The 26,569-nt window shown below is 71.4% G+C and carries 25 protein-coding genes; 12 read left to right on the forward strand and 13 right to left on the reverse strand.

Annotated features, from left to right (window positions below):
* Positions 1–89 precede the first annotated feature (89 nt).
* Positions 90–1,361 (forward strand): glycoside hydrolase family 16 protein, encoded by a 1,272-nt coding sequence (locus J8N05_RS26570; protein ID WP_210886814.1) that lies wholly within the window; start codon positions 90–92, stop codon positions 1,359–1,361.
* Positions 1,362–1,695: 334 nt separating this feature from the next.
* Here J8N05_RS26570 and J8N05_RS26575 read toward each other — a convergent pair whose 3' ends face one another.
* Positions 1,696–1,932 (reverse strand): hypothetical protein, encoded by a 237-nt coding sequence (locus J8N05_RS26575; RefSeq protein ID WP_210886817.1) that lies wholly within the window; start codon positions 1,930–1,932, stop codon positions 1,696–1,698.
* A gap of 201 nt (positions 1,933–2,133) precedes the next feature.
* On the opposite strand from J8N05_RS26575, the gene J8N05_RS26580 reads away from it, so the two are divergent.
* Together J8N05_RS26580 and J8N05_RS26585 are read left to right on the forward strand one after the other, a co-directional pair.
* The gene (locus J8N05_RS26580) at positions 2,134–3,183 is read left to right on the forward strand and encodes a PHP domain-containing protein (RefSeq protein ID WP_210890406.1); all 1,050 of its coding nucleotides are present in this window, start codon (positions 2,134–2,136) and stop codon (positions 3,181–3,183) included.
* A gap of 317 nt (positions 3,184–3,500) precedes the next feature.
* Positions 3,501–4,463 carry an SDR family NAD(P)-dependent oxidoreductase gene (locus tag J8N05_RS26585; protein WP_210886820.1) on the forward strand — a complete coding sequence of 321 codons (963 nt, stop codon included), beginning with the start codon at positions 3,501–3,503 and terminating at the stop codon, positions 4,461–4,463.
* A 66-nt stretch (positions 4,464–4,529) separates the two neighbouring features.
* On the opposite strand, the gene J8N05_RS26590 is transcribed toward J8N05_RS26585, so the two are convergent.
* Together J8N05_RS26590 and J8N05_RS26600 are read right to left on the reverse strand one after the other, a co-directional pair.
* A complete protein-coding gene (locus J8N05_RS26590; RefSeq protein ID WP_210886823.1) occupies positions 4,530–4,799 on the reverse strand; it encodes a hypothetical protein in 270 nt (89 codons plus the stop codon).
* 102 nt (positions 4,800–4,901) lie between these two features.
* Positions 4,902–6,329, reverse strand: coding sequence for an ROK family transcriptional regulator (locus J8N05_RS26600; protein ID WP_247706502.1), 1,428 nt, complete (start codon positions 6,327–6,329; stop codon positions 4,902–4,904).
* Positions 6,330–6,497: 168 nt separating this feature from the next.
* Between J8N05_RS26600 and J8N05_RS26605 the strand changes: the two genes are divergently transcribed.
* The 4 genes from J8N05_RS26605 to J8N05_RS26620 are packed head-to-tail and all read left to right on the forward strand — an operon-like array spanning position 6,498 to position 11,109.
* Positions 6,498–7,814, forward strand: a complete 1,317-nt coding sequence (locus J8N05_RS26605) for an ABC transporter substrate-binding protein (RefSeq protein WP_210886825.1) — start codon at positions 6,498–6,500, stop codon at positions 7,812–7,814.
* Positions 7,815–7,821: 7 nt separating this feature from the next.
* A complete protein-coding gene (locus J8N05_RS26610; protein WP_210886828.1) occupies positions 7,822–8,811 on the forward strand; it encodes a carbohydrate ABC transporter permease in 990 nt (329 codons plus the stop codon).
* Positions 8,804–9,703 carry a carbohydrate ABC transporter permease gene (locus tag J8N05_RS26615; RefSeq protein ID WP_210886831.1) on the forward strand — a complete coding sequence of 300 codons (900 nt, stop codon included), beginning with the start codon at positions 8,804–8,806 and terminating at the stop codon, positions 9,701–9,703. Before J8N05_RS26610 ends, J8N05_RS26615 begins: the two co-directional genes overlap by 8 nt.
* 47 nt (positions 9,704–9,750) lie before the next feature.
* Positions 9,751–11,109, forward strand: a complete 1,359-nt coding sequence (locus tag J8N05_RS26620) for a GH1 family beta-glucosidase (RefSeq protein ID WP_210886834.1) — start codon at positions 9,751–9,753, stop codon at positions 11,107–11,109.
* A 10-nt stretch (positions 11,110–11,119) separates the two neighbouring features.
* Here J8N05_RS26620 and J8N05_RS26625 read toward each other — a convergent pair whose 3' ends face one another.
* Positions 11,120–12,079 (reverse strand): phosphotransferase family protein, encoded by a 960-nt coding sequence (locus J8N05_RS26625; protein WP_210886836.1) that lies wholly within the window; start codon positions 12,077–12,079, stop codon positions 11,120–11,122.
* A 334-nt stretch (positions 12,080–12,413) separates the two neighbouring features.
* On the opposite strand from J8N05_RS26625, the gene J8N05_RS26630 reads away from it, so the two are divergent.
* The 4 genes from J8N05_RS26630 to J8N05_RS26645 all read left to right on the forward strand — a co-directional run bounded on the left by J8N05_RS26630 (position 12,414) and on the right by J8N05_RS26645 (position 15,917).
* Entirely contained in the window at positions 12,414–12,812 is a 399-nt protein-coding gene (locus J8N05_RS26630) for a hypothetical protein (RefSeq protein ID WP_210886839.1), read from the forward strand.
* A gap of 127 nt (positions 12,813–12,939) precedes the next feature.
* A complete protein-coding gene (locus tag J8N05_RS26635; RefSeq protein WP_210886841.1) occupies positions 12,940–13,434 on the forward strand; it encodes an FBP domain-containing protein in 495 nt (164 codons plus the stop codon).
* 82 nt (positions 13,435–13,516) lie between these two features.
* Complete coding sequence (locus J8N05_RS26640; protein ID WP_210886844.1) at positions 13,517–14,764, forward strand: FUSC family protein; 1,248 nt, start codon at positions 13,517–13,519, stop codon at positions 14,762–14,764.
* A gap of 67 nt (positions 14,765–14,831) precedes the next feature.
* Positions 14,832–15,917, forward strand: a complete 1,086-nt coding sequence (locus J8N05_RS26645; RefSeq protein WP_210886847.1) for a hypothetical protein — start codon at positions 14,832–14,834, stop codon at positions 15,915–15,917.
* A gap of 75 nt (positions 15,918–15,992) precedes the next feature.
* On the opposite strand, the gene J8N05_RS26650 is transcribed toward J8N05_RS26645, so the two are convergent.
* Together J8N05_RS26650 and J8N05_RS26655 are read right to left on the reverse strand one after the other, a co-directional pair.
* A complete protein-coding gene (locus J8N05_RS26650) occupies positions 15,993–16,718 on the reverse strand; it encodes a DUF2470 domain-containing protein (protein ID WP_210886849.1) in 726 nt (241 codons plus the stop codon).
* A 98-nt stretch (positions 16,719–16,816) separates the two neighbouring features.
* On the reverse strand, positions 16,817–17,425 hold the full coding sequence (locus tag J8N05_RS26655; protein ID WP_210886852.1) for a TetR/AcrR family transcriptional regulator: 609 nt from the start codon (positions 17,423–17,425) through the stop codon (positions 16,817–16,819).
* Between the two features lie 148 nt (positions 17,426–17,573).
* Here J8N05_RS26655 and J8N05_RS26660 point away from each other — a divergent pair, with 148 nt between their 5' ends.
* Positions 17,574–19,130 carry a cytochrome P450 gene (locus tag J8N05_RS26660; protein ID WP_210886854.1) on the forward strand — a complete coding sequence of 519 codons (1,557 nt, stop codon included), beginning with the start codon at positions 17,574–17,576 and terminating at the stop codon, positions 19,128–19,130.
* Here the strand turns inward: J8N05_RS26660 and J8N05_RS26665 are convergent.
* The 7 genes from J8N05_RS26665 to rhaS form a co-directional block, all read right to left on the reverse strand.
* Positions 19,098–19,940 (reverse strand): pentapeptide repeat-containing protein, encoded by an 843-nt coding sequence (locus J8N05_RS26665; RefSeq protein ID WP_210886856.1) that lies wholly within the window; start codon positions 19,938–19,940, stop codon positions 19,098–19,100. The genes J8N05_RS26660 and J8N05_RS26665 overlap by 33 nt on opposite strands.
* A 94-nt stretch (positions 19,941–20,034) precedes the next feature.
* Positions 20,035–20,811 (reverse strand): SDR family NAD(P)-dependent oxidoreductase, encoded by a 777-nt coding sequence (locus J8N05_RS26670; protein ID WP_210886858.1) that lies wholly within the window; start codon positions 20,809–20,811, stop codon positions 20,035–20,037.
* A gap of 76 nt (positions 20,812–20,887) precedes the next feature.
* A complete protein-coding gene (locus J8N05_RS26675; RefSeq protein WP_210886861.1) occupies positions 20,888–22,189 on the reverse strand; it encodes an alpha/beta fold hydrolase in 1,302 nt (433 codons plus the stop codon).
* 189 nt (positions 22,190–22,378) lie between these two features.
* Positions 22,379–23,404, reverse strand: coding sequence for a LacI family DNA-binding transcriptional regulator (locus tag J8N05_RS26680; protein ID WP_210886864.1), 1,026 nt, complete (start codon positions 23,402–23,404; stop codon positions 22,379–22,381).
* Between the two features lie 78 nt (positions 23,405–23,482).
* The gene (locus tag J8N05_RS26685) at positions 23,483–24,904 is read right to left on the reverse strand and encodes a BNR repeat-containing protein (protein WP_210886867.1); all 1,422 of its coding nucleotides are present in this window, start codon (positions 24,902–24,904) and stop codon (positions 23,483–23,485) included.
* A gap of 109 nt (positions 24,905–25,013) precedes the next feature.
* Complete coding sequence (locus J8N05_RS26690; RefSeq protein WP_210886870.1) at positions 25,014–25,334, reverse strand: L-rhamnose mutarotase; 321 nt, start codon at positions 25,332–25,334, stop codon at positions 25,014–25,016.
* 89 nt (positions 25,335–25,423) lie between these two features.
* The gene (gene rhaS / locus J8N05_RS26695) at positions 25,424–26,509 is read right to left on the reverse strand and encodes a rhamnose ABC transporter substrate-binding protein (protein WP_210886873.1); all 1,086 of its coding nucleotides are present in this window, start codon (positions 26,507–26,509) and stop codon (positions 25,424–25,426) included.
* Positions 26,510–26,569: the final 60 nt, after the last annotated feature.

Consider the following 26,569-nt stretch of genomic DNA (forward strand, 5'->3'; position numbering starts at 1 on the left):
TTCACTTCTTAAATCAAGAGTCGAAGCGCGTACCCCCCACCTCAGTCGGCTCCTCCCCCACGGGGATCGCCGTACGGAAGGGAGAAGTCGTGGACTCCCCACGCCGGCTCCGCAGATACCTCCTCGCCGCCCTGTCCGCCGCACTCCTGGCATCCGTCGCGGTCGGACCCGCGCAAGCGGATCCCGCCCGGGCGGCGCACGTCCGGGCGGACCCCGCTCCGAGCGCCGCCGCGGCGGTGACGTTCCAGGACACCTTCGACGGCGCCGCCGGTTCGGCCCCCAACTCCTCGAAGTGGCAGATCGAGACCGGCGACAACGTCAACAACCACGAGCGGCAGTACTACACGGCCGGGAACAACAACGCGAAGCTCGACGGCCAGGGCCACCTGGTCATCGAGGCCCGCCGCGAGAACCCGAACAACTACCAGTGCTGGTACGGGCGTTGCGAGTACACCTCGGCCCGTCTCAACACCTCGGGCAAGTTCACCACCACCTATGGACGGGTCGAGGCCCGGCTGAAGGTGCCGCGCGGACAGGGCATGTGGCCCGCCTTCTGGATGCTGGGCAACGACATCGGACAGGTCGGCTGGCCCAACTCGGGCGAGATCGACATCATGGAGAACGTCGGCTTCGAGCCCGGAACCGTGCACGGCACGCTGCACGGCCCCGGCTACTCCGGCTCCGGCGGCATAGGCGCCGGCTACTCGCTGCCCGGCGGGCAGGCCTTCGCCGACGCCTTCCACACCTTCGCGGTCGACTGGTCGCCCGAGCGGGTCACCTGGTCCGTGGACGGCACCGTCTACCAGACCCGCACCCCGGCGGACCTGGGCGGCAGGCAGTGGGTGTTCAACAAGCCGTTCTTCCTGATCCTCAACCTCGCGGTCGGCGGCTACTGGCCCGGCGACCCCGACGGTTCGACCCCCTTCCCCTCGCAGCTCGTCGTGGACGAGGTGAAGGTGACGACGGGCGACAGCCCGGGCGGCGGCTCCGCCATCAGGGGCCTCGCGGGCAAGTGCGTCGACGTGGCGGGCGCGAACCCGGCCAACGGCACGCCCGTCCAGCTCTACGACTGCAACGGCACTACGGCCCAGCAGTGGAGCGTGGGCTCGGACGGCACCATCCGGGCGCTGGGCAAGTGCCTGGACGCGGCCGGCGGTGGCACGGCCGACGGCACACCCGTCCAGCTCTGGGACTGCGCGGGCGTACCCGCCCAGCAGTGGGTCGTCACCGGGGCCCGCGACATCGTGAATCCGCAGGCGGACAAGTGCCTGGACGTCACGGGCAACAACTCGGCCAACAGCACCCGGCTGCAGCTGTGGACCTGCACGGGGGCGGCCAACCAGAAGTGGACGGTCGGCTGAGGGACGGAATTCCTGCTGCGGCGGAGCCGGGCCCGGGGATCGCCCCGGCCCGGCTCCGCTCGTACGTACGAAGCCCGCGCGTGCCCCGTGTGTCACGTGGCACGTCCGCCCCTGTCGGACGTGCCACTCCCCTCCTCGGATCACGCTCGCCGCACGATCAAAGTGCCCTTGCCGCCATGGCCCCATGCACGCCCGTGTCCGCTTCCACGGTCCGCCGATGCGCGGGGTCGCGCCACCCGCGACGGCTCACCACGGCGCGAAAGGCGTGGCGCCACGCGCCCCCCTCGGGCCCCCGGGATTCACCCGGACGCGCCGTCGGCCGACACCCGGACGGCTACCGCGGATGCCAGGTGAGCTTGTCCCCGCCGACCCAGCGGACCACGGCCGGGTCGTCGGCGTCGTGCACCGGGATGCCGTACGCCGCGGCGGCCACCAGGACGTCCGTGAAGCTCTTGGCCTCACCGATGACGGCGCCGTCGATCTCCACGATGCGGAAGGGCGGATCGCCGGGCTGCACGCCCAGGACCGTGATCCGCGGGTACGAGATGTGAGGGCTGGCGATTTCAGTCATGATCCCACCGGTTCCACACGCGTGCCGCCGATAAGCCTGCCCGGGCGGCGCTGTCGGTCGTCGTGGCGCTCGGCGGCGACGGCGGCTGCGACTGTGGCTGTGGCCGCGTCCGTGGCCGTACGAGGTTCGCATCTCATGGTGGCACAGGGCAGGTCGGTCGGCCGCCGTGCGGACCCGGCCCGGCTGGGCCACGCTGGAGCCATGGACCCGGCCGAGGCGCTGGACCGTATCGCCTTCCTGCTGGAGCGGTCGCAGGCCCCCACCTATCGCGTTCGGGCGTTCCGCACGGCGGCGGGCGTCGTCACGGAGCTGTCCGCCGACGAGGTGGCCCGCAGGGCGGCCGACGGATCGCTGGAGTCGCTGAAGGGCATCGGGCCGAAGACCGCGCAGGTGGTGCGCGAGGCGCTGGCCGGACAGCCGCCCGGCTATCTGGAGAGACTGGAGCAGGAGGCCGCGGAGCCCCTCGTCCTGGGCGGCGAGAAGCTGGCGGCCCTGCTGCGCGGCGACTGCCATCTGCACTCGGACTGGTCGGACGGCGGCAGCCCCGTCGAGGAGATGGGCCGTGCCGCGGCGCGGCTCGGGCACGCGTGGGCGGTCCTCACGGACCACTCGCCGCGTCTGACGGTGGCCCGCGGGCTGTCCCCCGAGCGGCTGCGGGAGCAGTTGGACCTGGTGGCGGAACTGAACGAGCGCTGGGCCCCCTTCCGGCTGCTCACCGGTATCGAGTGCGACATCCTCGACGACGGGTCGCTGGACCAGGAACCGGAACTGCTCGCACGGCTCGACGTCGTCGTGGTGTCGGTGCACTCCAAGCTGCGGATGGACGCGCCCGCGATGACCCGCCGGATGGTCGCCGCCGTACGGAATCCGCACGCGGACGTGCTCGGGCACTGCACGGGGCGGCTGGTCACCGGGCGGGGACGGCCGGAGTCGGAGTTCGACGCGGACGCCGTGTTCGCCGCCTGCGCCGGGACGGGCACGGCGGTCGAGATCAACAGCCGTCCCGAGCGGCTCGACCCACCGCGGCGGCTGCTGCGCCGGGCGGTCGCGGCGGGCGTGCTGTTCTCCGTGGACACCGACGCGCACGCGCCGGGACAGCTCGGGTGGCAGGTGTACGGATGCGCGCGGGCGGAGGAGTGCGGGGTGCCGCCGGAGCGGGTGGTCACCACCTGGTCGGCCGAGGAAGTGCTGGCCTGGACACGGGATCGCGTGACTCCCGCGGGCGTGGCGGCCCCGCTCCCGCGGACCTGAGGGCTGTCCCGTGACGCAGATCACGGCCTACACCGCCCCGACCTGGGAACACCCGTCGGTAGTTTCCCGTTAAATCAGCTGTGGGTGCGGATGGGACAGTGTCCCCGGGCCTCACCTTCCGCCCACAGGGAAGATCGTTCGGCTGAAGCCCTGTGGAGCACACCGCCGAGAGGCGACCGCCATCCGTGGCCACCCACAGACGGCCCCGACCGCGATTCCCCCGTCCGGTCGGGGCCTTTCCCGTTCCCGGCGCCTTTCCCTCCCCCGAGGGGGCGTCGTTTGACTTCGAGAGCGCTCCAATCCGTAGCGTCGTCCGTATGACCACTGCACAGCACAAGATCGGTTCGGGCTTCGACCGGCACAGCACCGCGGACGACGTACTCGCCGGCATCGACCTCACGGGCAAGCTGGCGATCGTCACCGGCGGCTACTCGGGACTCGGCCTGGAGACGACCCGCGCGCTCGCCGAGGCGGGTGCCCGGGTCGTCGTTCCCGCGCGGCGCCGGGCGGTCGCCTCCTCGGCGACCGCCGGCATCGACGGCGTCGAGGTGGACGAGCTGGACCTCGGCGACCTGGAGAGCGTGCGCGCGTTCGCCGAGCGGTTCCTCGCCTCGGGCCGCACCGTCGACCTCGTCATCGACAACGCCGGGATCATGGCCTGCCCCGAGACCCGCGTCGGCCCCGGCTGGGAGGCGCAGTTCGCGACCAACCACCTGGGCCACTTCGCCCTGGTCAACCGGCTCTGGCCGGCGATCGCCCCGGGCGGCGCCCGGATCGTCTCCGTCTCCTCGACGGGTCACCACACCTCGGACATCCGCTGGGACGACCCGCACTGGAACCGCGGCGACTACGACAAGTGGGAGGCGTACGGCCAGGCGAAGACAGCCAACGTCCTGTTCGCCGTGCACCTCGACGCCCTGGGCAAGGACTCCGGCGTACGGGCCTTCGCGCTGCACCCGGGCGGCATCCTGACGCCTCTCCAGCGCCACCTCCCCAGGCAGGAGATGGTCGAGCGCGGCTGGATCGACGAGAACGGCGTCCCGCTGAACCCTGAGGGCTTCAAGTCCCCCGAGCAGGGCGCGGCCACTCAGGTGTGGGCGGCGACCTCTCCGCAGCTGGCCGGCATGGGCGGCGTCTACTGCGAGGACTGCGACATCGCCGAACTCGCCCCGGCCGACGGGACGCGGGTCGGCGTACGCGCGTACGCGGTCGACCCGGCGTCCGCGGCCCGCCTGTGGGCCCTCTCGGCGGAACTCACGGGCGTCGACGCCTTCGCCTGAGACGGCGGCGGCGGTTCGATTCAAGGCGCCGGGGCGACTCCCGGGCTCCGGCGTGCGCTCACGCGCTCACGCAGGGGATTCCTCCGGCTCCGGGTCCTCGGGGTGGACCGTGCTCGTCCCCTCGTCGCCCTGCCGGCCGGTGCCCGCCTCGTCGGTGTCGGGGACGTCGGTTTCGGGCTTCGCCCGGACGCCGCCGTCCCCGTCCTCGTCCGGCCCCGACCCGGGCGGCGTGACGACGTCCCAGGGGTCCTCGTCCTCCTGCACCTGCTGATCGGGCAGGTCCCGGGGTACGGGGCCTTCGCTCTCCTCGGGCGTCCTGGTCCCGTATTCGCTCACGGTGCGCTCCCCTCCTCGTCGGGCCACGTGGGGCGGAAGCCCTTGTCGGCCAGGGTGCGGGTACCTGCCGGAACCACCCGGCAAACCCGGGAGCCCCGGGCGTCAGTGCGGAGCGCGCTCCTCCAGGGCCGCCCGCCAGGCCGGTGGCGGGGTGTCCCCCGATCCCGGTCCCGTGCCCGGACGCCGGCCGCCGCGGGCGAAGAAGTCGGCCAGCGGAAGGATCGCCGCGCCGACCGTGACCGCGTCGGGCCCGAGGGCGCCGAGTTCGATGGTGACGCGCTCGGCCGGATGGCGCAGCGCGTACGAGACGGCGTGGGCGCGGACGGCGGGCAGGAAGCGGGAGCCCAGCTGGAGTCCGGCCCAGCCGCCGATGAGGATGCGTTCGGGCTGGAAGAGGTTGATCAGGTCGGAGAGGCCCGCGCCCAGGTACTCGGCCGTCTCCTCAAGGACGGCCAGCGCCACCGGGTCGGGCACGGGACCGGCACCGGCCGCGCCACGGACCGCCCCGCCGCCGGCCGCCGCACCCTCCGCAGCCCCGTCACCGCCGGCCGCCCCGTCGTCGGCCGCCGGGACGCCCGCGGACACTCCGAGACCCGTGGCCGCCCCGCCCTCGACCGGATAGGCCGCCGCCAGCATGGCCGTGAGGGCCGTCTCCTCGTCGACGCCCTTGGGCGGCCGTCCCCCGGCCTCCTCCCAGCGTTGCAGCAGGGCCTCGGCCCCTGCGTACGCCTCCAGGCAGCCGAGTGCGCCGCAGCGGCAGCGGCGCCCCCTGACCCGTACCGTGAGATGTCCCCATTCCACGGCCCGGCCCAGTTCCACGTCGTCCGAGACCAGGCTGGCGCCGACGCCGGAGCCGAAGAGGACCACGACCGCGTTGCGCGCGCCGCGTCCGGCGCCGAACCACATCTCGGCCTGGCCGAGGGTCTTGGCGCCGTTGTCGGTGAAGTACGGGACGGAGTCCGGGAGCCCGCAGGCGGTACGGAGCAGGGACTCCAGCGGGACGGCGGGCCAGCCGATGGTCTGGCCGTGCACGACGGCGCCGTCCGCCGCGGTGCGTTCCACGATGCCGGGTACGCCGATGCCGACGCCCAGCAGTCGCTCGGGGGCGATGCCGGCGGTGGCCAGGACCTCGGCGACGCCGTCGCGGATGTGGCCGACGATGACGTCGACGTCGTACCCCTGGTGCTCCAACGGCCTGTCGGTGCGGGCGAGTTCGGTCAGGGACAGGTCGAAGAGCTCGACGCGGACGCGGGTCTCGCCGACGTCCACGCCGATCATGTGGCCGCTGGCGGGGGCGACCCGGAGCAGGGTGCGGGGCCGGCCGCCGTCGGAGTCGACGCTGCCCGCCTCCTCCACCAGGCCCTCGGCGACGAGCTCGGCGACGACGTTGCTGATGGAGCCGGAGCTGAGCCCGGTGGCGGGCCCGAGTTCGAACCGGCTCATCGGTCCGTCGAAGTAGAGCCTCCTCAGCACGGCCGTGCGATTGCCTCGTCGCAGGTCACGTACCGTTCGCCCGTTCCGCCCCGCCATGTGTTCCCTTCCCGCCGTACCCCCGACCTGCAAGATACCGCTGCGCTATCCCTTGACGCGACTTTCTTCCGGGTCTTAACTCACGTCCTAAATTAAGCCGTGAGGGTCGTTCGGGAAGTGAACGCACGACGATCCTCTGTTTTCCCTCAGGAAGGGACGCCTGACGTCATGCGCAGAACCCGAGCCGCGGCCGCGAGCGCGGTCACTGTCTCCTTGCTGGCCGCCGTGACCGCGTGCGGCGGTGGCTCGTCGGCGGACGGCGGGTCCAACGACTCGCCGAAGACGCTCACCTACTGGGCCTCCAACCAGGGCCCGAGCATCGAGGCCGACAAGAAGATCCTCACTCCCGAGCTGAAGAAGTTCGAGAAGCAGACCGGCATCAAGGTGAAGCTGGAGGTCGTCCCCTGGTCGGATCTCCTCAACCGCATCCTCGCCGCGACCACGTCGGGTCAGGGCCCGGACGTCCTCAACATCGGCAACACCTGGTCCGCCTCGCTCCAGGCGACCGGGGCCCTGCTGCCCTGGGACGCCAAGAACTTCGGGAAGATCGGCGGCAAGGACCGGTTCGTCGAGTCGGCGCTCGGCTCGGCGGGTGAGGCCGGCTCCGATCCGGCGGCGGTCCCGCTGTACTCGATGGCGTACGCCCTCTACTACAACAAGAAGATGTTCGAGGACGCGGGGATATCCGGGCCGCCCGCCACCTGGGACGATCTGGTCGCCGACGGGAAGAAGATCTCCAAGGACGACAAGTGGGCGCTGGGCGCCGAGGGCGCGAACCTCTCGGAGAACATCCACCACGTCTTCGTCTTCGCCAAGCAGCACGGCGCCGACTTCTTCGACGCCGAGGGCAAGCCCGACTTCACCTCCGACGGGGCCGTGGCGGCGGTCAAGCAGTACGTCGACCTGATGGGCAAGGACAAGGTCGTCGCGCCCGGCAACGCCGAGTACGCGCAGAACCAGTCCCTCCAGGACTTCGCCAAGGACAAGACGGCGATGGTGCTGTGGCAGACGGCGGCGGCCACGCTCAAGGCCCACGGCATGAGCGACGACGAGTGGGGCGTCGCGCCGGTGCCGGTCCGGTCCGGCACCCCGGGCGCCGACACGGCCGTCAACTCGATGGTGGCGGGCATCAACATGGCCGTCTTCAAGAACACCGACAACATCGACGGCGCCGTGAAGTTCGTGAACTTCATGACGAGCGTGGACGAGCAGACGATCCTCAACAAGACGTACGGATCCATCCCGCCGGTCAAGGCGGCCCAGCAGGACCCGGCGTTCAACACGCCCGCACTGAAGGTCATCCGGGACACGCTCGCCAAGAGCGCGGCCCCGCTGCCGCAGGTCGCGAACGAGTCGCAGTTCGAGACCGCGGTCGGCACGGCCGTGAAGGAGCTCTTCGCGGACGCGGCGGCCGGCCGGCCGGTCACCACGGCCTCGGTCAAGGAGAAGCTCGACGAGGCCCAGCAGCAGATGCCGAAGAAGTGAGCGTTCGATGACCGTGACCGCCGAGCCCGCGGTCGGTAAGGAAGCACCGCCCGGTGCGACGGGGCCTGCCCCGCGCCGCCGCACCGGGCGGGTACGCCGGATCGCCCTGCCGTATCTGCTCCTGCTGCCCGCCCTGCTGCTCGAACTCCTCGTCCATCTGGTGCCGATGGTGATCGGCATCGTCATGAGCTTCAAGGAGCTCACGCAGTTCTACATCCGCGACTGGGGCGCCGCGCCCTGGGCGGGCTTCGACAACTACAGCCTGTCCGTGGACTTCGACGCGCCCATCGGCAAGGCGCTGCTCCACTCGTTCTTCGTGACCTGCGCGTTCACCGTGCTCTCGGTCGGCCTGTGCTGGCTGCTCGGCACGACGGCCGCGGTGTACATGCAGGAGAACTTCCGCGGCCGGGGCTTCCTGCGGGCCGTCTTCCTCGTCCCGTACGCGCTGCCGGTGTACGCGGCCGTCATCACCTGGGCCTTCATGTTCCAGCGGGACAACGGCCTGGTGAACCATGTGCTGCACGACCAGCTGGGCCTCACCGACAGCCCGTCCTTCTGGCTGATCGGCGACAACAGCTTCGTCGCGCTGCTCGTCGTGTCGGTGTGGAAGGGCTGGCCGTTCGCCTTCCTCATCGTGATGGCGGGCCTGCAGAACATCCCCAAGGAGCTGTACGAGGCGGCCTCCATCGACGGGGCCGGGATGCTGCAGCAGCTGCGCCGCATCACCCTGCCGTCGCTGCGGCCGGTCAACCAGGTGCTGGTCCTCGTGCTCTTCCTGTGGACGTTCAACGACTTCAACACGCCGTACGTGCTGTTCGGCAAGGCGGCGCCGGAAGCGGCCGACCTGATCTCGATCCACATCTACCAGTCGTCGTTCGTGACGTGGAACTTCGGGACGGGATCCGCGATGTCCGTACTGCTTCTGCTGTTCCTGCTGGTCGTGACGGGCGTCTATCTCGTCCTGACCTCACGCGGACGGAGGGCGGCCGATGTCTAGGACCACTGCGGCGGCACGGCCCGGGAGGCCGGTGGGAGCGCGGCGCTCGCCGATGGCCGCGCCCCGGTCGTTCGTCTGGTCGCGGCGGATCTTCCTCACGCTGCTCACCGGCTTCGTCCTGCTGCCCGTGTACGTGATGCTGTCCAGCTCGCTGAAGCCGCTGGAGGACGTGTCGGGCGAGTTCCGCTGGCTGCCCAGCGGGCTGACGATCCGCCCGTACATCGACATCTGGTCGACGGTCCCGCTGGCGAAGTACTTCGTCAACTCGCTGATCGTGGCGGGTGCGGCGACGGTCCTGTCGGTGGTGATCGCGATCTTCGCCGCGTACGGCGTGAGCCGCTACCGCTTCCGCGGGAAGCGCCTGTTCACCGTGACCGTGCTGTCCACGCAGATGTTCCCCGGGATCCTCTTCCTGCTCCCGCTGTTCCTCATCTACGTGAACATCGGCAACGCCACCGGCATCGCGCTCTTCGGTTCGCGGATCGGGCTGATCCTCACCTATCTGACGTTCTCGCTGCCGTTCTCGATCTGGATGCTGATCGGGTACTTCGAGTCGGTGCCCCGCGATCTGGACGAGGCGGCGATGGTGGACGGCAACGGGCCGCTCGGCGCGCTCTTCAGGGTCGTCGTGCCCGCCGCGGTGCCGGGGATCGTCGCCGTCGCCGTGTACGCGTTCATGACGGCGTGGGGCGAGGTGCTGTTCGCGTCCGTGATGACCAACGACACCACCCGCACGCTCGCCGTCGGCCTCCAGGGCTACGCCACACAGAACGACGTGTACTGGAACCAGGTCATGGCCGCCTCCCTCGTGGTGAGCGTGCCCGTGGTCGCCGGGTTCCTGCTGCTCCAGCGCTATCTGGTCGCCGGACTCACCGCCGGAGCCGTCAAGTGACCACCACCCGCCCGACAGCCAACTCCCTTCATTCCGAGAGGACTTCTGTGACCATCGATCTCGCCGCACTCCCCCAGGACTTCGTGTGGGGCACGGCCACCTCGGCGTACCAGATCGAAGGTGCCGTCGCCGAGGACGGCCGTTCGCCCTCCATCTGGGACACCTTCTCGCACACGCCGGGGAAGGTGGACGGCGACGACCACGGCGATGTCGCCTGCGACCACTACCACCGGTGGCGCGAGGACATCGCCCTGATGAAGGAGCTGGGCACCAACGCGTACCGGCTGTCGATCGCCTGGCCACGGGTGGTACCGGGCGGCGACGGTCCCGCGAACGCCAAGGGGCTCGACTTCTACGACGCCCTGATCGACGGTCTGCTGGAGGCCGGCATCACGCCGTCGGTCACCCTGTACCACTGGGACCTTCCGCAGGTGCTCCAGGACCGGGGCGGCTGGACCGAGCGCGACACGGCACACCACCTGGCGTCGTACGCGTCGGTCGTGGCCGAGCGGCTCGGCGACCGCGTCCAGCACTGGACGACCCTCAACGAGCCGCTGTGCTCGGCGTGGATCGGCCACCTGGAGGGCCGGATGGCCCCGGGCCTGACCGACCTCACGGCGGCGGTCCGCGCCTCCTACCATCTGCTCCTCGGCCACGGCCTAGCCACCCAGGCGATCCGCGCCGCGGCCCCCGGCGCCCAGGTCGGCATCGTCAACAACCTGTCCTACATCGAGGCCGCCACCGAGCGCCCCGAGGACATCGCGGCGGCCCGGCGCATGGACGGGCACACCAACCGCTGGTGGCTCGACCCGGTCCACGGCCGCGGCTTCCCGGCGGACATGCGCGAGGTGTACGGGGTCGAACTGCCGGAGCAGGAGGGCGACTTGGCGGTCATGGCCCAGCCGCTGGACTGGCTGGGGCTGAACTACTACTTCCCGTCGGCCATCGAGGACGACCCGACGGGCCCGGCCCCGTACGCCGCCGCCGTCCGCCGTCACGGTGTGCCGCGCACGGCCATGGACTGGGAGATCGACGCGGCCGGCATCGAGAGCCTGCTGCTGCGCCTCACGGACGAGTACGGCGCCCGGAAGCTGTACGTCACCGAGAACGGCTCCGCCTATCCGGACGTCGTACGCCCCGACGGCACGGTCCACGACCCCGAGCGCATCCAGTACCTCGAACAGCACCTGGCGGCCTGCGCGTCCGCGGCCCGCAAGGGGGCTCCGCTGGCGGGCTACTACGCGTGGTCGCTGCTGGACAACTTCGAGTGGGCGTACGGCTACGACAAGCGTTTCGGCCTGGTCCACGTCGACTACCGGACGCAGCGGCGCACGGTGAAGGGGAGCGGGCGCCGGTACGCGGAGATCGTCCGGGAGCACGGCGGGTTGCAGCGCAGGGCGGCCTGACCCTGACGCGCTACCGGGTCAACTCGTCGAGCGCCGCGACGAGTTCCGGGGCCACCGTGTCCCGGAGCCAGGCGTCATGCTCGGCGCCCATGGCCCGGGGGACCGTCTCGGTGAGCATGATCAGGTAGAGGTAGGAGCGGTACAGGGCGAGACGGCGGCGGGCCGGGGCGGTGAACTCGGCCCGACCGCCGCCCTCCTGATAGCCCGCCAGGAAGTCGCGGTCCTTCTCGATGTCGTCGAGCAGCGCCAGGGACACGAAGTCCGCGAGGGGGTCGCCCCAGAACATGCGCTCGCCGTCGATGAGGCCGCCGATGCGGGGGTCGCCCCGGCCGGCGGGGCGTTCGACGAGGATGTTCCCCCGCCAGAGGTCGAAGTGGACCAGCCGCGGGACGGTCACTTCGTCCAGGACTGGGTACGCGGCGGCGGCCGTGCGGGCGATCCCGTCCGGCGGGCGGGGCAGCCAGGCGCCGTACCGGCGGGCGTCGTCCAGGACGGCGGCGTACATGGCGGTGAAGGCGGTACGCCAGTCGGCGGCCAGGGGGCCCAGCGCTCCGGACGGATAGCCGAAGCCGGGGCCGGTCACTTCATGCAGCCGGGCCACCAACGTCCCCAGCTCCGCGCGCAGGGTCGCCTGTTCGTCCGCCGTGAAACGGTCGTCCCACATGTCGCCCGGGCAGGCGGTCATCAGCAGGTGGCGGCCGGTCGGCGCGGACACCACGTGCGGGGCGGGGACGTCGGCGGTGGCGGCCGCGCGGTAGAACTCCGCCTCCGAGAGGAGGAGTTCGCGCTCGTGGCTCAGGCCGGGGGCGTCGGGTGGGGGTGGGGTCTTCAGCACGTACCGGGTGCCGTCGGTGAGGAGCAGTTCCTCGACGGTGTTGTAGGTCCCGCCGGTGAGCGGCCGACACCGCTCCAGGTGGCGCGCCGGAATTCCGGCCGCCTCCAGAACCCGCCTGATCCGTTCCTCCGGCATCCCGCCCCATCCGTCGCGTCCGTGTGCCGCGCCCCGCGTGCGGCCCGATACAGCGTACGGACAACGACCCGCACCCCAGGGTCCGTTGCTCGGGCGCACCGCAAAGACTGCGCAGTTCCCCGCGCCCCTTAAAGGGCGCGCCCCCACAAGGTCCGTTGCCCGGCGCGCCTCAAAGATTGCGCCGTTCCCCGCGCCCCTGAAGGGCGCGTCCACCAGCGGCCGTCTTTCGTCTTTCAGGGGCGCGGGGAACTGCGCGGCCAGCCACAGCGGACCCGCATCGGACCCTCAGCGCCCACCCCCACCCCCGTACCCGCGAACCGCATAAGCTCCCCGCATGGAACAGAGCGAGATCATCCTGCGAGCGATCGGCGTCCTGACCGAGACCCAGGAAATGGTGCGCAGGCTCAACGAGGACACCGAGGTGGACATCGACGCCGGCGAGGCCCAACTCGGCAGGCTCGTGACGGAAGTCTTCCCCTCCGTGGAGGTCCCCGGCGACGCCACCCCCGCCGAGGCCGGCCAGGCGGTCATCGACGCCCTGATGCCCGCCGCCATCTCCCTGGTCGGCGCCTTCGCCTTCCTGTTCTCGGAACTCGCCGACATCCACGACACGGAACGCACCGAGATCAAGAGCACCGATCTCCTGCGCACGCTCGCCCTGCGCCTGTCCAACACGGACTCGGACACCGGACCCGGCCCCGACCACGACCCCGATCTCGGCGACGGCATGTAGCACACCACCCGTCACCCTCCACAAAAACACATTGGCTCTCCATGGATCGACTACGTAGTCTAGGCCATAACCTAGTGACCCTAGGTTCGGCTCACGCACCGCCCCGATCCGTCAGGAGACCCCCGCCATGAAGCCGCTCACCGAGCAGGACATCCGCGGTTCGTTCGTCAACTGTTCCAAGGGAGAGGCCAAGCGCCTGTTCGTACCCCACGATCTGGCGGACCGGCCGTGGGAGCATCTGGACTTCCTGGGCTGGCGCGACCCCGGGGCGCCCGACCGCAGTTACCTGGTGACCGAGCGGTCGGGCGGCCCCGTCGGCGTGACCCTGCGCTTCCCCTCGCAGCAGCGCGGCTTCATGCACCGCAGCATGTGCTCGCTGTGCCTGACCACGCACCCGGGAAACGGCGTCTGCCTGATGACGGCCCGCAAGGTGGGCCCGGCCGGCCGCGAGGGCAACTCGGTGGGCGTCTACATCTGCGCCGACCTCGCCTGCTCCCTCTACGTACGCGGCAAGAAGCTGCCCGGCCCCGGCGCACGCTTCGAGGAGAGCCTCACCGTGGAGGAGCAGGTCGCCCGGATGAACGGCCACGTGTCGGCCTTCCTGGACCGCCTCCTCTCCTGACCGACCGGGCGGTAGGCGGTATCGGCGGAGCCGACCCCTCCGTTCGCGTTCGACGCGGCCGTCGAACGGGAAGTGGCCAGGGATGCGAGATGTACGTGAAGTGTGGGCCGCCGGCAGCGCCCAGGTGACCAAGTGGCGGCAGCAGCCCGTGATCGTCCAGACGGTCCGGGCGGCGGCGGCAGCGACCGTGGCCTACGTGGTCGCTCTGCGCTTCAGCCCCGAGGCCGCGCCGCTCACCGCTCCCCTGACCGCGCTCCTCGTCGTCCAGGTCACCCTCTACGCCACCCTCACCACCGGCATCCGCCGGGTGAACGCCGTAGTGGCCGGCGTCCTCGTCGCCATCGGTTTCAGCGCCCTGGTGGGACTGACCTGGTGGAGCCTGGGCCTGCTCATCCTGGCCGCCCTGGCCGTCGGACACCTGGTGCGGGTCAGCGAGTTCGTCCCCGAGGTGGCGATCAGCGCCATGCTGGTCCTGGGCGTCACCCGGATCGGCGACACGGCCTGGGCCAGGATCCTGGAGACGGTCATCGGCGCCGTGGTCGGACTCGGCTGCAATCTGCTGTTCGCTCCCCCGGTGTGGGTCGGCGCCGCCGGTGAGTCCATCGAGGATCTGGCGCGCCGGATGCGGCGGTTGATGCTGCGCGTCGGCGACGAGGCGGCCGGCCGCACCCAGGTGGCCGCCGCGACCGAGAGCCTCCACGAGGCACGGCAGCTCGACCACGACATCGTCGACGTGGACGCGGCCCTCAAACAGGCCGAGGACAGCCTGCGGCTCAACCCCCGCGTCCGGGAGGGCCTGTTGCACCGGGTCGTCCTGCGCACCGGCCTCGACACGCTGGAGATCTGCACGGTGGTCCTGCGGGTGCTCACCCGCACCCTCACCGACCTCGCCAAGGAACGCACCCCCGAGCCGCTCTTCGAGTCGCACATCGGGACGGTCTTCGAGCGGCTCCTGTCCGAGGTCGGGGACGCCGTGGTCAGCTTCGCCGTGCTGGTCACCACCGACGTCAGCCGCAGCGCCGAGTCGGCGGAGGCCCGCCTCGCCCACGAACTCAGCGCCGCGACCGCCACCCGCGACAAGCTCGCCCAGCTCCTCCTGGAGGAGGTGCAGCGGGACGCCCGCCAGTGGCAGCTGTACGGCGCCGTGGTCACCGAGGTGACCCGGATGCTCGACGAACTCGACATGGAGCACCGCTCCCGCCGCCTGCTGGAGGAGCTGGACCGCTGCACGCGCGAACAGCGCGAGCGCATGCCCCGGCTGGACCGCCTCCGCCGCCGCCTGCGCCGCGCGCGAAGGAACCGCGGGGCCCCCTCGACTCGTACTACGTGATGTACCGGCACCGCCCCGGCCGGGCGACCTGTCCGCGGGGCGGCACACGACGACAGAGGGAGTGCGGATGGCCGACGGCACCGTCCGGATCGACGGGAACTCACTGCTTCTGGCGGCCGGCGTGCGGGTCCGGTTCATCCGCACCCTGCGCCTGCCCGAGACGGGCACGCACGCGCTGCCTCCGGGGCTCGGCGAGTTCCCGCTTCGGCGCGTGGAGGACCACCCGGAGACGGTGCCCGCCGAGTGGCTGGCCCGCGGCGGAGTGATGCTGCCGGTATTTCTGCGCGAGGCGATGTGGCTGAGCTTCGGCGCGGCGGAGCCGGCGGCCCTCCAGGTGGGCGCGGGCAAGGTGTGCGCGGTGTCCGGCAAGCCGTGGAGTCCCCGGCCGGCCCGGGATCCGCAGAACTATGTCGTGCTGCCGCGCCAGCCGTGGCTCGACGGCATCAACTCCGGCAAGGGCACGGTCCGTCAGTTCGTGGCGGTGCCGCTCGGGCTGGGCGCGACGGTCGAGGGCCAGGTGACCGGCGAGGAGGTGTGGGGCGGCGTACAGCTGCAGTCGTTCCCGCTGAACGACACCGCGCTGCACGCGTGGCGCGAGGAGCAGCGCCGGCTGGCGGAGGAGACGGCACGGCGGCGGGCCCGTACGGCGTCGGGCGGCTACGGCGCCCCGGCGCCGATGTCCGCGCCCGGTGCCATGGCCTCGCCCGGTGGCATGCCGCAGCCGGGCGGTGCGGTGCCTGCGGCTCCTGCCGCCGCCGCTCCCCGCGCCTCGGGGGCGATGGGTCTCGGCGTCGGCGGTTCGATGCGCCAGGAGGTCTACAAGGACGACCGCCCGCTGTCGGACTGGTCGGCCACCGCGTCCGGGCGGGTCTTCGTCCATCTCGTGACGCCGCCGGAGTGGCGGCGCATCACGGGTGAGGCTCCCCCACCCTCGCCCGTCGACCGTGCGGCCTACACCCGAGCCGGGCTGCCCTGGTTCGACTACTACGACCAGGACGCCACGGATCTCGACCCCACGGACGAACTCGGCGCGGTCAAACCGGTCGGTGACTGGCTGGGCGACGACCACACCCCGTGGCAGCCGCCGTCGCCGGGTCAGGTGAAGCCGCTGGGCGACCCGCCGGGCAAGCCGGTCGGTGACGGGGACTGGTGAGCCCGACTCCGGTCAGCCGCGGGCGCGCGCTCGTCACAAGCCGCCCGCGGTCCGCCCCTCGGTCCGCCGCTCGGTTCAGCCCTCGCTCTCCGTGCGCTGCCGCTGCAGCGCACGGGGGCAGTTCGCGCCGCTCGCCTGCGTGAGCAGGATGTGCATGCGCTCGGTGAGCTGTCCGACGTCGTCCGCGGGCCGGTGGAAGGGAAGTCGTACGTCGCCGTGGCCGCGGACGCGCTCGATGCGCAGCGTCAGCCCGTGCCGGTCGACGGCGAGCGGCTGCACGCGGACGGCGCCGTGCAGGCAGTCCGGTTCGACGAGCCGGGTCAGCCGCTCGACGGCGTCCGGGTGCGAATCGGCGAGGTGGGTGAGCAGTTGGGCCTCCGCGAGGGCCAGCGGGTCGGGCTCGGCGGCGGCGTACTCGTCCAGGTCGACGACGACCGCCCCGCCGGGCTCGCGCAGCACGGCGCGGGTCGGGTGGAACGTCAGGTGGTCGTCCTCGGGAGCGAACCAGCCCGCCATCCACAGGCGCGAGCGGATACGGTTGCGTACCGGGACGGGCGCCACGTCGGCGAACTCCAGTACGGCGGACGGCTCTCCGCGGGGCGCGCAGATCGCGGCCGTGGTGAGCACGCTGTCGTCGGGCAGGTGCAGCAGCACCCGGCCGTCCTCCGCGACGGTGTGTACGCCGATGAACTCCTCCCGACCGCCTTCCGCGGTCACCGCGCAGGACCACGCCGCGGCGAGCACCGACCGGGCACGTTGTGCCGTGGCCGGTGCGGCCGTCCAACTGTGACGGTCACCCATCCCAAAACCTCCCTTAGGTAAGCCTTGCCTAACCTACAGAAGATCGGGGTGTACGCCAACCACGCGGCGCCGCCCACGGCACCTTTGTGACAGCGAGTTCACGGACGGACGGCTCCGAGCAGGGCTCGCGCGCACACGTCGCGCACCTGTTCCCGGGAGAGATCGGGCTCCTTGAGCCACTCCAGGCAGGCCGCCGCCATGAAGGCCAGCCAGCCCCGCACGGCGATCCGCAGGACCGGCAGGTCCTCCTCGGTCCAGGCGGTCTCCGGGTCGGCGGCCAGCGCCTCCAGGATCTGCCGCTGCTGCGCGGCGAGCGTCTCCCGGTACACCTTCCGCACCGCTTGGTCCCCCGCCGCTTCCGCCCGGTGGAAGGCGCGGAAACCGTGCGCGTGCTTCTGGACGTACTCCAGGAAGGTGTCGAGCCCGGCGTCGATCTGCGTCCGCACGGGCACGCCGGGCACGGCGGCGGTGACCCTCAGCATGCGCCTGCTCTCGCGCTCGACGACGGCCGCGAAGAAGTCCCGCTTGGTCGGGAAGTAGTGGTAGAGCAACCCCCGTGACACCCCGGCGAGTTCGGCGACCTGCTCGATCCAGACGTCGTCGTACGGACTCTCCGAGAACAGGCGCGCCCCGACCGTGAGCAGTTCCTCCCGGCGCTCCTCGGTGCTGAGCCGACGACGCGTGCGCTCCCCCTCCTTGGCGGCCATGCCCGCACTTTACCCGGCCCGCCGACCCGTCCGGCGTTGTGCGCGACGGCTTACTTGACGTCGGTTCAACAGCGGGACCAGACTGGCGACACTATTGAATCCGCGTACAACAAGCTCGACCGGCGGCCGGTGCAGGGGAGATGACGTGATGGCGGGCACGAGGGGGACCCAGGGGTCGAAGGGCGCGTCGGCGGGCGCGCTGCCGAAGGGATTCCGCAGCGCGGAGCTGGGCTGGCCAGAGCTGCGCCGCATCCCGCACCCGCCCTACCGGGTGCCGCTGGTCGGCGACGCCGTCGGGACCAACCTCCGTACGCCGTTGCAGGATTCGCTGCGCGTGGGGCGAAGGCTCGGGCCGATCTTCCGGCGCAAGGGGTTCGGCAAGGAGATCGTCTTCGTCTGGGGCGCGGGGCTCACGGGCGAGCTGGCGGACGAGTCGCGGTTCGCCAAGCATGTCGGGCTGGGGGTCGCCAATCTGCGGCCCGTCGCCGGGGACGGCCTCTTCACGGCGTACAACCACGAGCCCAACTGGCAGCTGGCGCACGACGTGCTGGCGCCCGGCTTCAGCCGCGAGGCCATGGAGGGCTACCACGCGATGATGCTGGGGGTGGCCGCCCGGCTCACCGACCGCTGGGACGCCGAACAGGCCGCGGGCCGGGCCGTCGACGTGCCCGGCGACATGACGAAGCTGACGCTGGAGACGATCGCCCGCACCGGCTTCGGCCATGACTTCGCCTCCTTCGAGCGCGCCCGGCCGCACCCCTTCGTCACAGCCATGGTGGGCGCCCTGTCGTACGCGCAGCGCCTCAACGTCGTCCCCGCGCCGGTGGCGCCGATGCTGATGCGCACGGCCACCCGCCGCAACCGGGCCGACGTGGCGTACCTCAACCGCACGGTCGACGCCGTCGTCGAGACGCGGCTGCACGGGCCGGCCGGCGACGGCGACCTGCTGGACCGGATGCTGGAGACCGCCCATCCGGAGACCGGCGAGCACCTCACGCCCGAGAACGTCCGCCGCCAGGTCATCACCTTCCTGATCGCCGGCCACGAGACGACCTCGGGCGCGCTCTCCTTCGCCCTGCACCATCTGGCGCAGCACCCCGAGATAGCCGCCCGCGCCCGGGCCGAGGTGGACCGCGTCTGGGGAGACACGCCGGAACCGGCCTACGACCAGGTCGCCAGGCTCCGGTACGTGCGGCGCGTGCTCGACGAGTCGCTGCGGCTGTGGCCGACGGCGCCCGCGTTCGCGCGCGAGGCCCGCGAGGACACGGTCCTCGGCGGTGTCCATCCGATGCGGCGGGGCGCGTGGGCGCTGGTCCTGATGCCGCTGCTGCACCGGGACCCCGACGCGTGGGGCCCGGACACGGAACGGTTCGACCCGGACCGCTTCGAACCGGCAGCCGTGCGGGCCCGGCCCGCCCACACCTTCAAGCCGTTCGGCACCGGCGCGCGGGCGTGCATCGGGCGGCAGTTCGCGCTGCACGAGGCGACACTCGTCCTGGGACTGCTCCTGCGCCGCTACGAGCTGCTGCCGGACCCCGCCTACCGGCTGCGGGTGGCGGAACGGCTCACGCTGATGCCGGAGGGCCTGACGCTGAACCTTCGCCGCCGCTCCCCCGCCCCCGCCCCGGCCGTCGGGCCGGAGGTCTCCGGGGTCCGGGAGGCGCCGCCTGCGTCACGGTGTCCAGTGACCGGGGCGGGTGAATGACGCCGGAAGCCTGGTGCCCGCGCTGCCCTTGGCGGCGTTGAGCTGCGGCTGGGTGAGGAAGAGCGCGCCGGAGAGGTCGGCGTCCGTGAGGTCGGCGTCGCGCAGGTCGGCGCCGATCAGATCCGCGGAACGCAGATCGGCGCCCGTCAGGTCGGCGGCGATGAGGTAGGCGCCGCGGAGGTTGGCGCCCCGCAGATCGGCGCCCTTGAGCCGGGCCCCCATCAGGTCGGCGCCCCGGCGCTCCTTCTTCCTGCCCCGGCCGAGACCGGCGCGGGCCAGCTCGCTGGTGCGCAGCAGCAGCACGTTGACGTCCTGGCGGACCTCCGACACGTCCAGCCCGGCCAGTTCCTGCCGCTCCAGGCGGGTGAGCGCCTCGGTGCGGTCGAGCACGCGGCGCAGTTCGGGGTGGACCGGGCGGGCCGCGGGCATCTCCAGCGCCTGGGTGAGATACCAGAGCAGTTCCTGCAGTTGCCGCACGGTGTGGAAGACGTCGAACATCAGCCGGGAGTGCTCCCGGTCCCCCGAGCGCCAGTCCTCGCCGCCGAAGGTGAGCTGCGAGACCTTCTGGCCCGCGCCGAAGCAGTCGTAGACCGTGCAGCCGTTGAAGCCCCGCTGCCGCAGCTCCGTGTGGATGCCGCAGCCGAAATCCGTCCGCAGGTTCCTGCAGGGGCTCCCGGCGGCCTTGTCGATCGCGAAGTCCGCCGAGGCGGTGAAGGGCAACGCGACACAGCACAGCCCAAAGCACCGGGCGCAGTCGGCTGTCAGGTCGGTGCGGGCCGGGCCTGCCGTGCTGCCGGGTTCGTCTTGCATGTCCCCCAGCGTACGCAGCGCGCGCCCGTGATGATCACCACCCGATCGGCGGCGGAGCACGCGGCTGACACCGCGCCGATGGTTCAGCTCTTCCTCAGGACATGTCGCGGAGCATCGCCAGGTTGCTCACCAGCAGGCCGCCGTCGACCGGCAGCGTCGCTCCGGTGATCCAGGCCGCGTCCGCCGAGGCCAGGAAGGCGACGGCGGACGCGATGTCGGCGGGCTCGCCGACCCGCCCCAACGGGTAGTGCGCGGCGACCCGTTCGAGGATCTCGCCACGGCCGTCCCAGGCGTTGGTACGGATGGTGCCGGGCTCGACGAGATTCACCCGGACACCCCGCGGCGCCGACTCGACGGCGACGGTACGGGTCAGCGAGGCCAGCGCCGCCTTCGCCGCGCTGTAGGCGTGGGAGCCGAAGTGCTGCTCGGCGTTGACCGAGCCGATGTTGACGATCGCCCCTCGTCCGCCCGCGGCCACCAGATGCGGCAGGGCCGCGCGGATGCAGCGGTACGCGCCGTGCAGGGTGATCTCGAAGTCCTCGTACCAGGGGCCGTCCTCGTGCTCCTCGAAGGAGGCGGGGTCGGTATGGCAGGCGTAGGCGTTGTTGACCAGCACGTCCAGGCGGCCGAAGGAGTCCACCGCCGTGGCGACCGCCCCCTCGACGGCGGCGGGGTCGGCCACGTCGCACGCGTACGGGACCGCCGTGCCGCCTGCCGCCTCGATCACGTCGGCGACCCGCTTGGCACGGGTCGCGTCGCGGTCCGTGACCAGCGCGCTCGCGCCTTCCGCGGCGAAGCGGCGTGCTGTCGCCTCGCCGATGCCCTGGCCCGCGGCGGTGATCAGGACCGCGTGATCGTCGAATCGCCTCATGGGATCAGACTAGGGACGGGAGTCCGGCCGCGGGTCCGATGTGGCCGGCCGCGCGGTTCCCCGCGCCCCTGAACGGTCAGGCCTCGTCCCTCGCCAGGGACAGGAGGCGGTCCAGGACTCGGGGGCCGCCCGCTCGCACTCCGTCGTGCTCGAACTCGTCCGTGACGTACGTGCGCAGGCCGCGGATCGTACGGGCCGTCTGCAGCGCGTGGTCGGTGTCGACGTACATGTCGTCGTGGTAGACGGCCGCGGCGACGGGGACCTCGTTGGCGGCGAGGCGGGCGGGGTCGTACAGGACGGGCCAGTCGGTGCGCTCGGCCAGCAGGTCCGCGGTCTCGCGCAGCGGGCGCAGGGCGGGGTCGCAGTCGAAGGTCCAGGGGTGGACGGACTCGCCGGTGAAGAGGACGGGGCCGTCGCCCGCGAGGCTCTTGGCCGCGTCGAACTGGGGGAAGTCGGCGCGGACCCGCTCGGCGGACCAGGCGGTGGGGCGCTCGCCCTGTCCGTAGCAGGCCTCGTGGACCAGTGCGTACAGGGGATGTCCGGCGTAGGAGAGGAGGGACTGGGCCTCCTCCTGGAAGGCGTCGGAGAGGGCCGCGCCCTGGGCGGTGCGGACGAAGGCGTTCTCCAGGAGGTAGTGCAGGCGGTGGCTGCCCTCGCTGCCGCCGAGGAGGATGCCGAGCGACTGGAAGGCTTCGACGGTGAGCCGGTAACCGCCGTTCAGTACGGGCTCGTTGAGCAGGAGGTACTCGGCGATCCGGCGGGCCCGCTCGATGTCCTGGGGGTAACGCGCGTAGTGTGCGGCGACCTTGCGCTCGATACGCGGGTACGCGGCCCGGTAGACGTCGTCGGCGTGGCCGTCGAGGGTCGGCAGTCCGCCCGTGATCAGGGCCGTGCTGAGGCCCTGCGGCGCGGTGGAGAGGTAGTGGGTCGTGCAGAAGCCGCCGAAGCTCTGGCCGAGGACGGCCCAGGGGGCGCCGCCGGTGACGGCCGGGCGGATCGCCTCGCAGTCGCGAACGATGGAGTCGGCGCGGAAGAGCGCGAGATAGTCGGCCTGTTCGCGGGGTCCGCCGCGCAGCGGGAGGGTCTGCCGGTTGGCGGGCGTGGAGCTGCCGGTGCCGCGCTGGTCGAGCAGCAGGACGCGGTACTCCTCCAGGGCGCGGCCCAGCCAGGCCTGCTTGCCGACGAAGCGGTTCGCGCCGAAACCGGGGCCTCCCTGGAGATACACCAGCCAGGGCAGGTCCTGGTCCGCCTGGTCGCTCGCGACCACCTCACGGGCGTACAGCTCGATCGTCTCCCCGGTGGGGGCGTCGTGATCGAGGGGCACGGTGAACCGGCGGTCGCTGAGGACGACACCGGGCTGACGGTAACTGGCACTCAAAAGGGGCTCCCGAGACGGACGGATTCCTGACCGCGAACCAGTTCAGCACAAGTTCTTCGGCGAGCCGAGGCCGGGGATCAAGAAATCCGTACTGACCGGCCGATCAGGCGGTGGCACAGCAGGCGAACGGCCGGGGAGAGAAACATACTGACCAGCCGCTCAGCACCACCGCACGGCCCGGAACGCCCCTCAGCGCGGTGGGAGGCTGGAGCGCCGGACCACCAGTTCCGGCTGGAGGACCACGCGCCGGTGCTGGTGCGCGCCGGGGGTCGCGGCGGCGCCGGTCTCCTCCAGGAGGAGTTCCGCGGCGAGCGCGCCCATGGTCACCGCGGGCTGGCGCACGGACGTCAGCGGGACGGCCGCCGCCGCGGCGAACTCGATGTCGTCGTAGCCGACGATCGCGAGGTCGTCCGGGACGCTCACCCCGGCCGCGAACATCGCCTGCAGCACACCGAGGGCGAGCAGGTCGTTGGCGCAGAAGACGGCGGTGGGGCGCTCCGCGAGGCCGAGGAGCCTGGCGCCCGCGTCGCGGCCCGCTGCCACGTCGAGGCGCTCGGTGGGCAGCTCGCGCAGGCACTCGGGGCCGAGTCCGGCCTCGGCGAGGGCGTTCAGGGCGCCCGTGCGGCGGTCGGTGACCTGGGTGAGTCCGGGCGGCCCGCTCACGTACGCGATGGAGCGGTGGCCCGCGTCGATCAGGTGCCGTACGGCGAGTGCGCCGCCCGCGACGTCGTCGACGGACACCGAGCACTCGGTGGTGCCCTCGGCCACGCGGTCGACGAGGACGAAGGGGATGCCGTGCCGGCGGAACGCCTCTATGTTGCGCCCGGTCGCGTCGGCGGGGGTCAACAGGACGCCCCGCACGCGCTGTTCGGCGAAGAGCGACAGATAGTCGGCCTCCTCGCCGGCGCTCTGCGCGCTGTTGCAGACCATCACGCCGAGCCCGGCCTCGCGGGCCGCCCGCTCGGCGCCACGCGCCACGTCCACGAAGAAGGGGTTTCCCATGTCGAGGACGAGCAGGCCCATGATGCGGCTACGTCCGGCGCGCAGCTGGCGCGCCGACTCGCTGCGGACGTAGCCGAGCCGGTCGATGGCGGAGAGCACGCGCGCGCGGGTCTCGGAGGCGACCGTGTCAGGGCGGTTGATGACGTTCGAGACCGTGCCGACGGAGACTCCGGCGACTCGGGCGACGTCCTTGATACCCACCGACTGGGCCATCAGGCGGTTACCTCCATGGAACGGTGAGTGGTGGGCACGCAGTCACATTACCCGCGCGCCCACCCGGAACGGACTTCGTCATGCGGGCAGGGCGAAGTCGACGACACGCAGCGCCGACGGCGTCGTACCGGTGGACCTGACCTGGTACAGAACGGACAGCACGCCGTCCTGGGCGATCCGTGTCTCGTCGACGAGGACCTCGCCGAACGCGTCGAGTCCGCTGCCGTCGAACAGGGTCGTCCAGTCGGTGTGTCCGGAGGCGGCGGACGCGGCGGCGATACGGCCGAAGGGCAGGATCGCGTACGCGTTGTCGTACTTGTCCAGGACCAGCCGGGTGCGCTGGCTGGAGTTGAGGGCGATCGGTATCTCGGTCTTGCTCCAGGCGCCGGCGGCGGTCTTCCGTACGTGGAAGGCACGGCCGTTCGCCGTCCGGTCGGCGACGTAGTTCGTGGTGCACTGGCCGAAGCGGCCGGGGACGTAGCTGATGATCGCGTGCGGGCGGCCCGCGGAGTCGGTGGCCTGGCTCTCCTGGTTCATCAGGGAGTGGTCCGGGTTGAGGGCGTCGATCACCAGACCGCTGTCGGTGACGGCGACCGTGTTCGAGGTGCCGGTGGTGCCGACGACCGTTCCGGCGTTGTTGCGCCAGGTGCGGCCGCGGTCGTCGGAGTAGACGTACCCCGTGTCGTGGTTGGTGAGGCCGCCGCTGTTGCACATCACGGCGCCGTTCTGCTCGCGCCAGGTGAAGAAGGAGTGCAGCCGTCCGTTGCGGTCGTAGTCGATGCCGTGCAGGTACATGTTGCGGACGCCGCTGGAGCCGTGCTCGCTGGTGTACGTGCCGGTGGAGGCGCTCCACTCGCCGAGGACCGTCCAGGACGTGCCGTTGTACTCGGCGAGGGCGTTGCGGCCGTTGCCGGACACTCCCACGCGGTAGCTGAGCTGGAGTCTCCCGTCGGGCGTGGAGACGAACTGGGGGTACGTGAACTGCGTGGTGAGCGTGAGCCCGTCGAGCGTGGACTGGGGCGCGCCGAAGCGGCTCGCGGTCCAGGTCAGGCTGGCGGGGTTGTCCATGAGCCCGGCCACCGACTTCACGTAGGTGAAGCCGTCGCTGTGGGAGTCCATGTGGAGGTGCAGACGGCCGTCGGTCTTGGAGACCCCCATGGAGATGACGTTGTGGGAGTCGTCGTACCGCAGGGTGTGTCCGACCTTGACGGTCGACCAGGTGCTCGCGCCGAGCACGCGGCGGCCGATGACGGCGTTGCGGTCGGCGGTGTACCAGGCGGCGTACTGGTAGCCCTTGTAAGTGAGCAGGGCGTTCTTCTGGAACGAGTTGTTGTTGACCAGGCCGTCGTAGGAGACGAAGAAGATGGCCTGGCTGTCGAGGGTGGTGGTCCCGGTCCGGGTGACCGAGGGACCTGGGGCCGCCGCCCTGGCGGTACCGGCGAGGGCCGGGGCCGCGACGGTACCGAGCAGGGCGGTCGCCAGCAGGGTGCGTCTCTTCATGTCCGGGGCTCCTTGGCGTGTGGGGACGAGGAGGGGAACGAGCGAGGGAAGAGCACGGTGATCAGGTCGGTGGGTCAGTAGGTCGGTAGATCGGTGGGTCGGCTGTTCGTCAGGCGAGGTGGAAGACCTCGGTGAGCGGTTTCATGGCTTCGTCCGGTCGGGCGCCGTCCAGTGCTTCGAAGAACGGCGCCATCTCGGCCTGCCAGCGGGCGTTGACCCCGGTGGCCTCCATGCCGGCCTGCGCGGCCGCGAAGTCCTCGGTCTCCAGGTAGCCGACCAGCAGACCGTCCTCGCGCAGGAAGAGCGAGTAGTTGTGCCAGCCGGTGGCCGAGAGCGCCTCCCGCATCTCGGGCCACACGGTGGTGTGTCTCTCGCGGTACTCGTCGAGCCGGTCCGCGCGGACCTTGAGCAGGAAACAGACACGCTGCATGAAGTACCACTCCGGGGTCGTGGGGGGGGTGAGTGCCGTCGGCCGGGCCGCCCGCGACACGGAGGGCGGCCCCGCTGTCGGCGCCTGTCTCAGAAGTCGAACTCGTCGATGTTCTTGGCGTTGAACACGGTCGGCTTGCCGAGGTTGATCACGCCGTCCTTGCCGATGGTGTACTCGCCCATGTCGCCGGCCTTGAAGGTCTCGCCCTCCTTGCCGGTGATCTGGCCGGAGACCAGCGCGACGGAGGTACGGGCGGCCAGCTCGCCGAGCTTCGCCGGGTCCCACAGCTCGAACGCCTCGACGGTGCCGTTCTTGACGTACTTGCGCATGTCGTTGGGGGTGCCGAGGCCGGTCAGCTTGACCTTGCCCTTGTACTTGGAGCCCGACAGGTACTGGGCGGCGGCCTTGATGCCGACCGTGGTCGGGGAGATGATCCCCTTCAGCTTCGGGTACTCCTGGAGCAGGCCCTGGGTCTGCTGGAAGGACTGCTGGGCGTCGTCGTTGCCGTAGGCGGTCTTGACGAGCTTGATGTCCTTGTACTTGGGGTCCTTCAGCTCGTCCTTCATGAAGTCGATCCACGTGTTCTGGTTCGTCGCGGTCTGCGCGGCGGACAGGATCGCGATCTCGCCCTTGTAGCCGATCTGCTCGGCGAGCAGCTGCACCTCGGTACGGCCCAGGTCCTCGGCGCTGGCCTGCGACACGAAGGCGTTGCGGCAGTCGGTCTTGGTGTCCGAGTCGTAGGTGACGACCTTGATGTCGTTCTTCATGGCCTGCTTGAGCGAGGTGCACAGCGCGCCCGGGTCCTGCGCGGACACGGCGATGGCGTCGACCTGCTGCTGGGTGAGCGTGTTGACGTAGGAGACCTGACCCGCGGTGTCGGTGCCGCTGTTGGTGCCGACCTCCTTGTACTTCGAGCCCAGCTCGGTGAGGGCCTTCTCGCCGCCCTTGTCGGAGGAGGTGAAGTACGGGTTGTTGACCTGCTTGGGCAGGAAGCCGACGGTCAGGCCCTTCTTGGTGGCCGCGTTCGGGTCGGCCTTGCCGGCCGCCGCGTTCGAACCGCCCTCGTCCTTGACGTCGTCCTTGGAGGTCCCCCCACCACAGGCGGTGAGGGCCAGGGCCAGAGAGGTGGTGGCAGCGAGAACCGCACAGGCTCGACGGAGGGATGACTTGCGCATGGCTGGATCCTTTACTGGGATGAGTACGGTGCGCCCCGTAAGGGGCGCGGGGAACTGCGC

Origin of the sequence: Streptomyces liliiviolaceus, assembly GCF_018070025.1 — a bacterium.
In the GTDB taxonomy this organism is placed as follows: domain Bacteria; phylum Actinomycetota; class Actinomycetes; order Streptomycetales; family Streptomycetaceae; genus Streptomyces; species Streptomyces liliiviolaceus.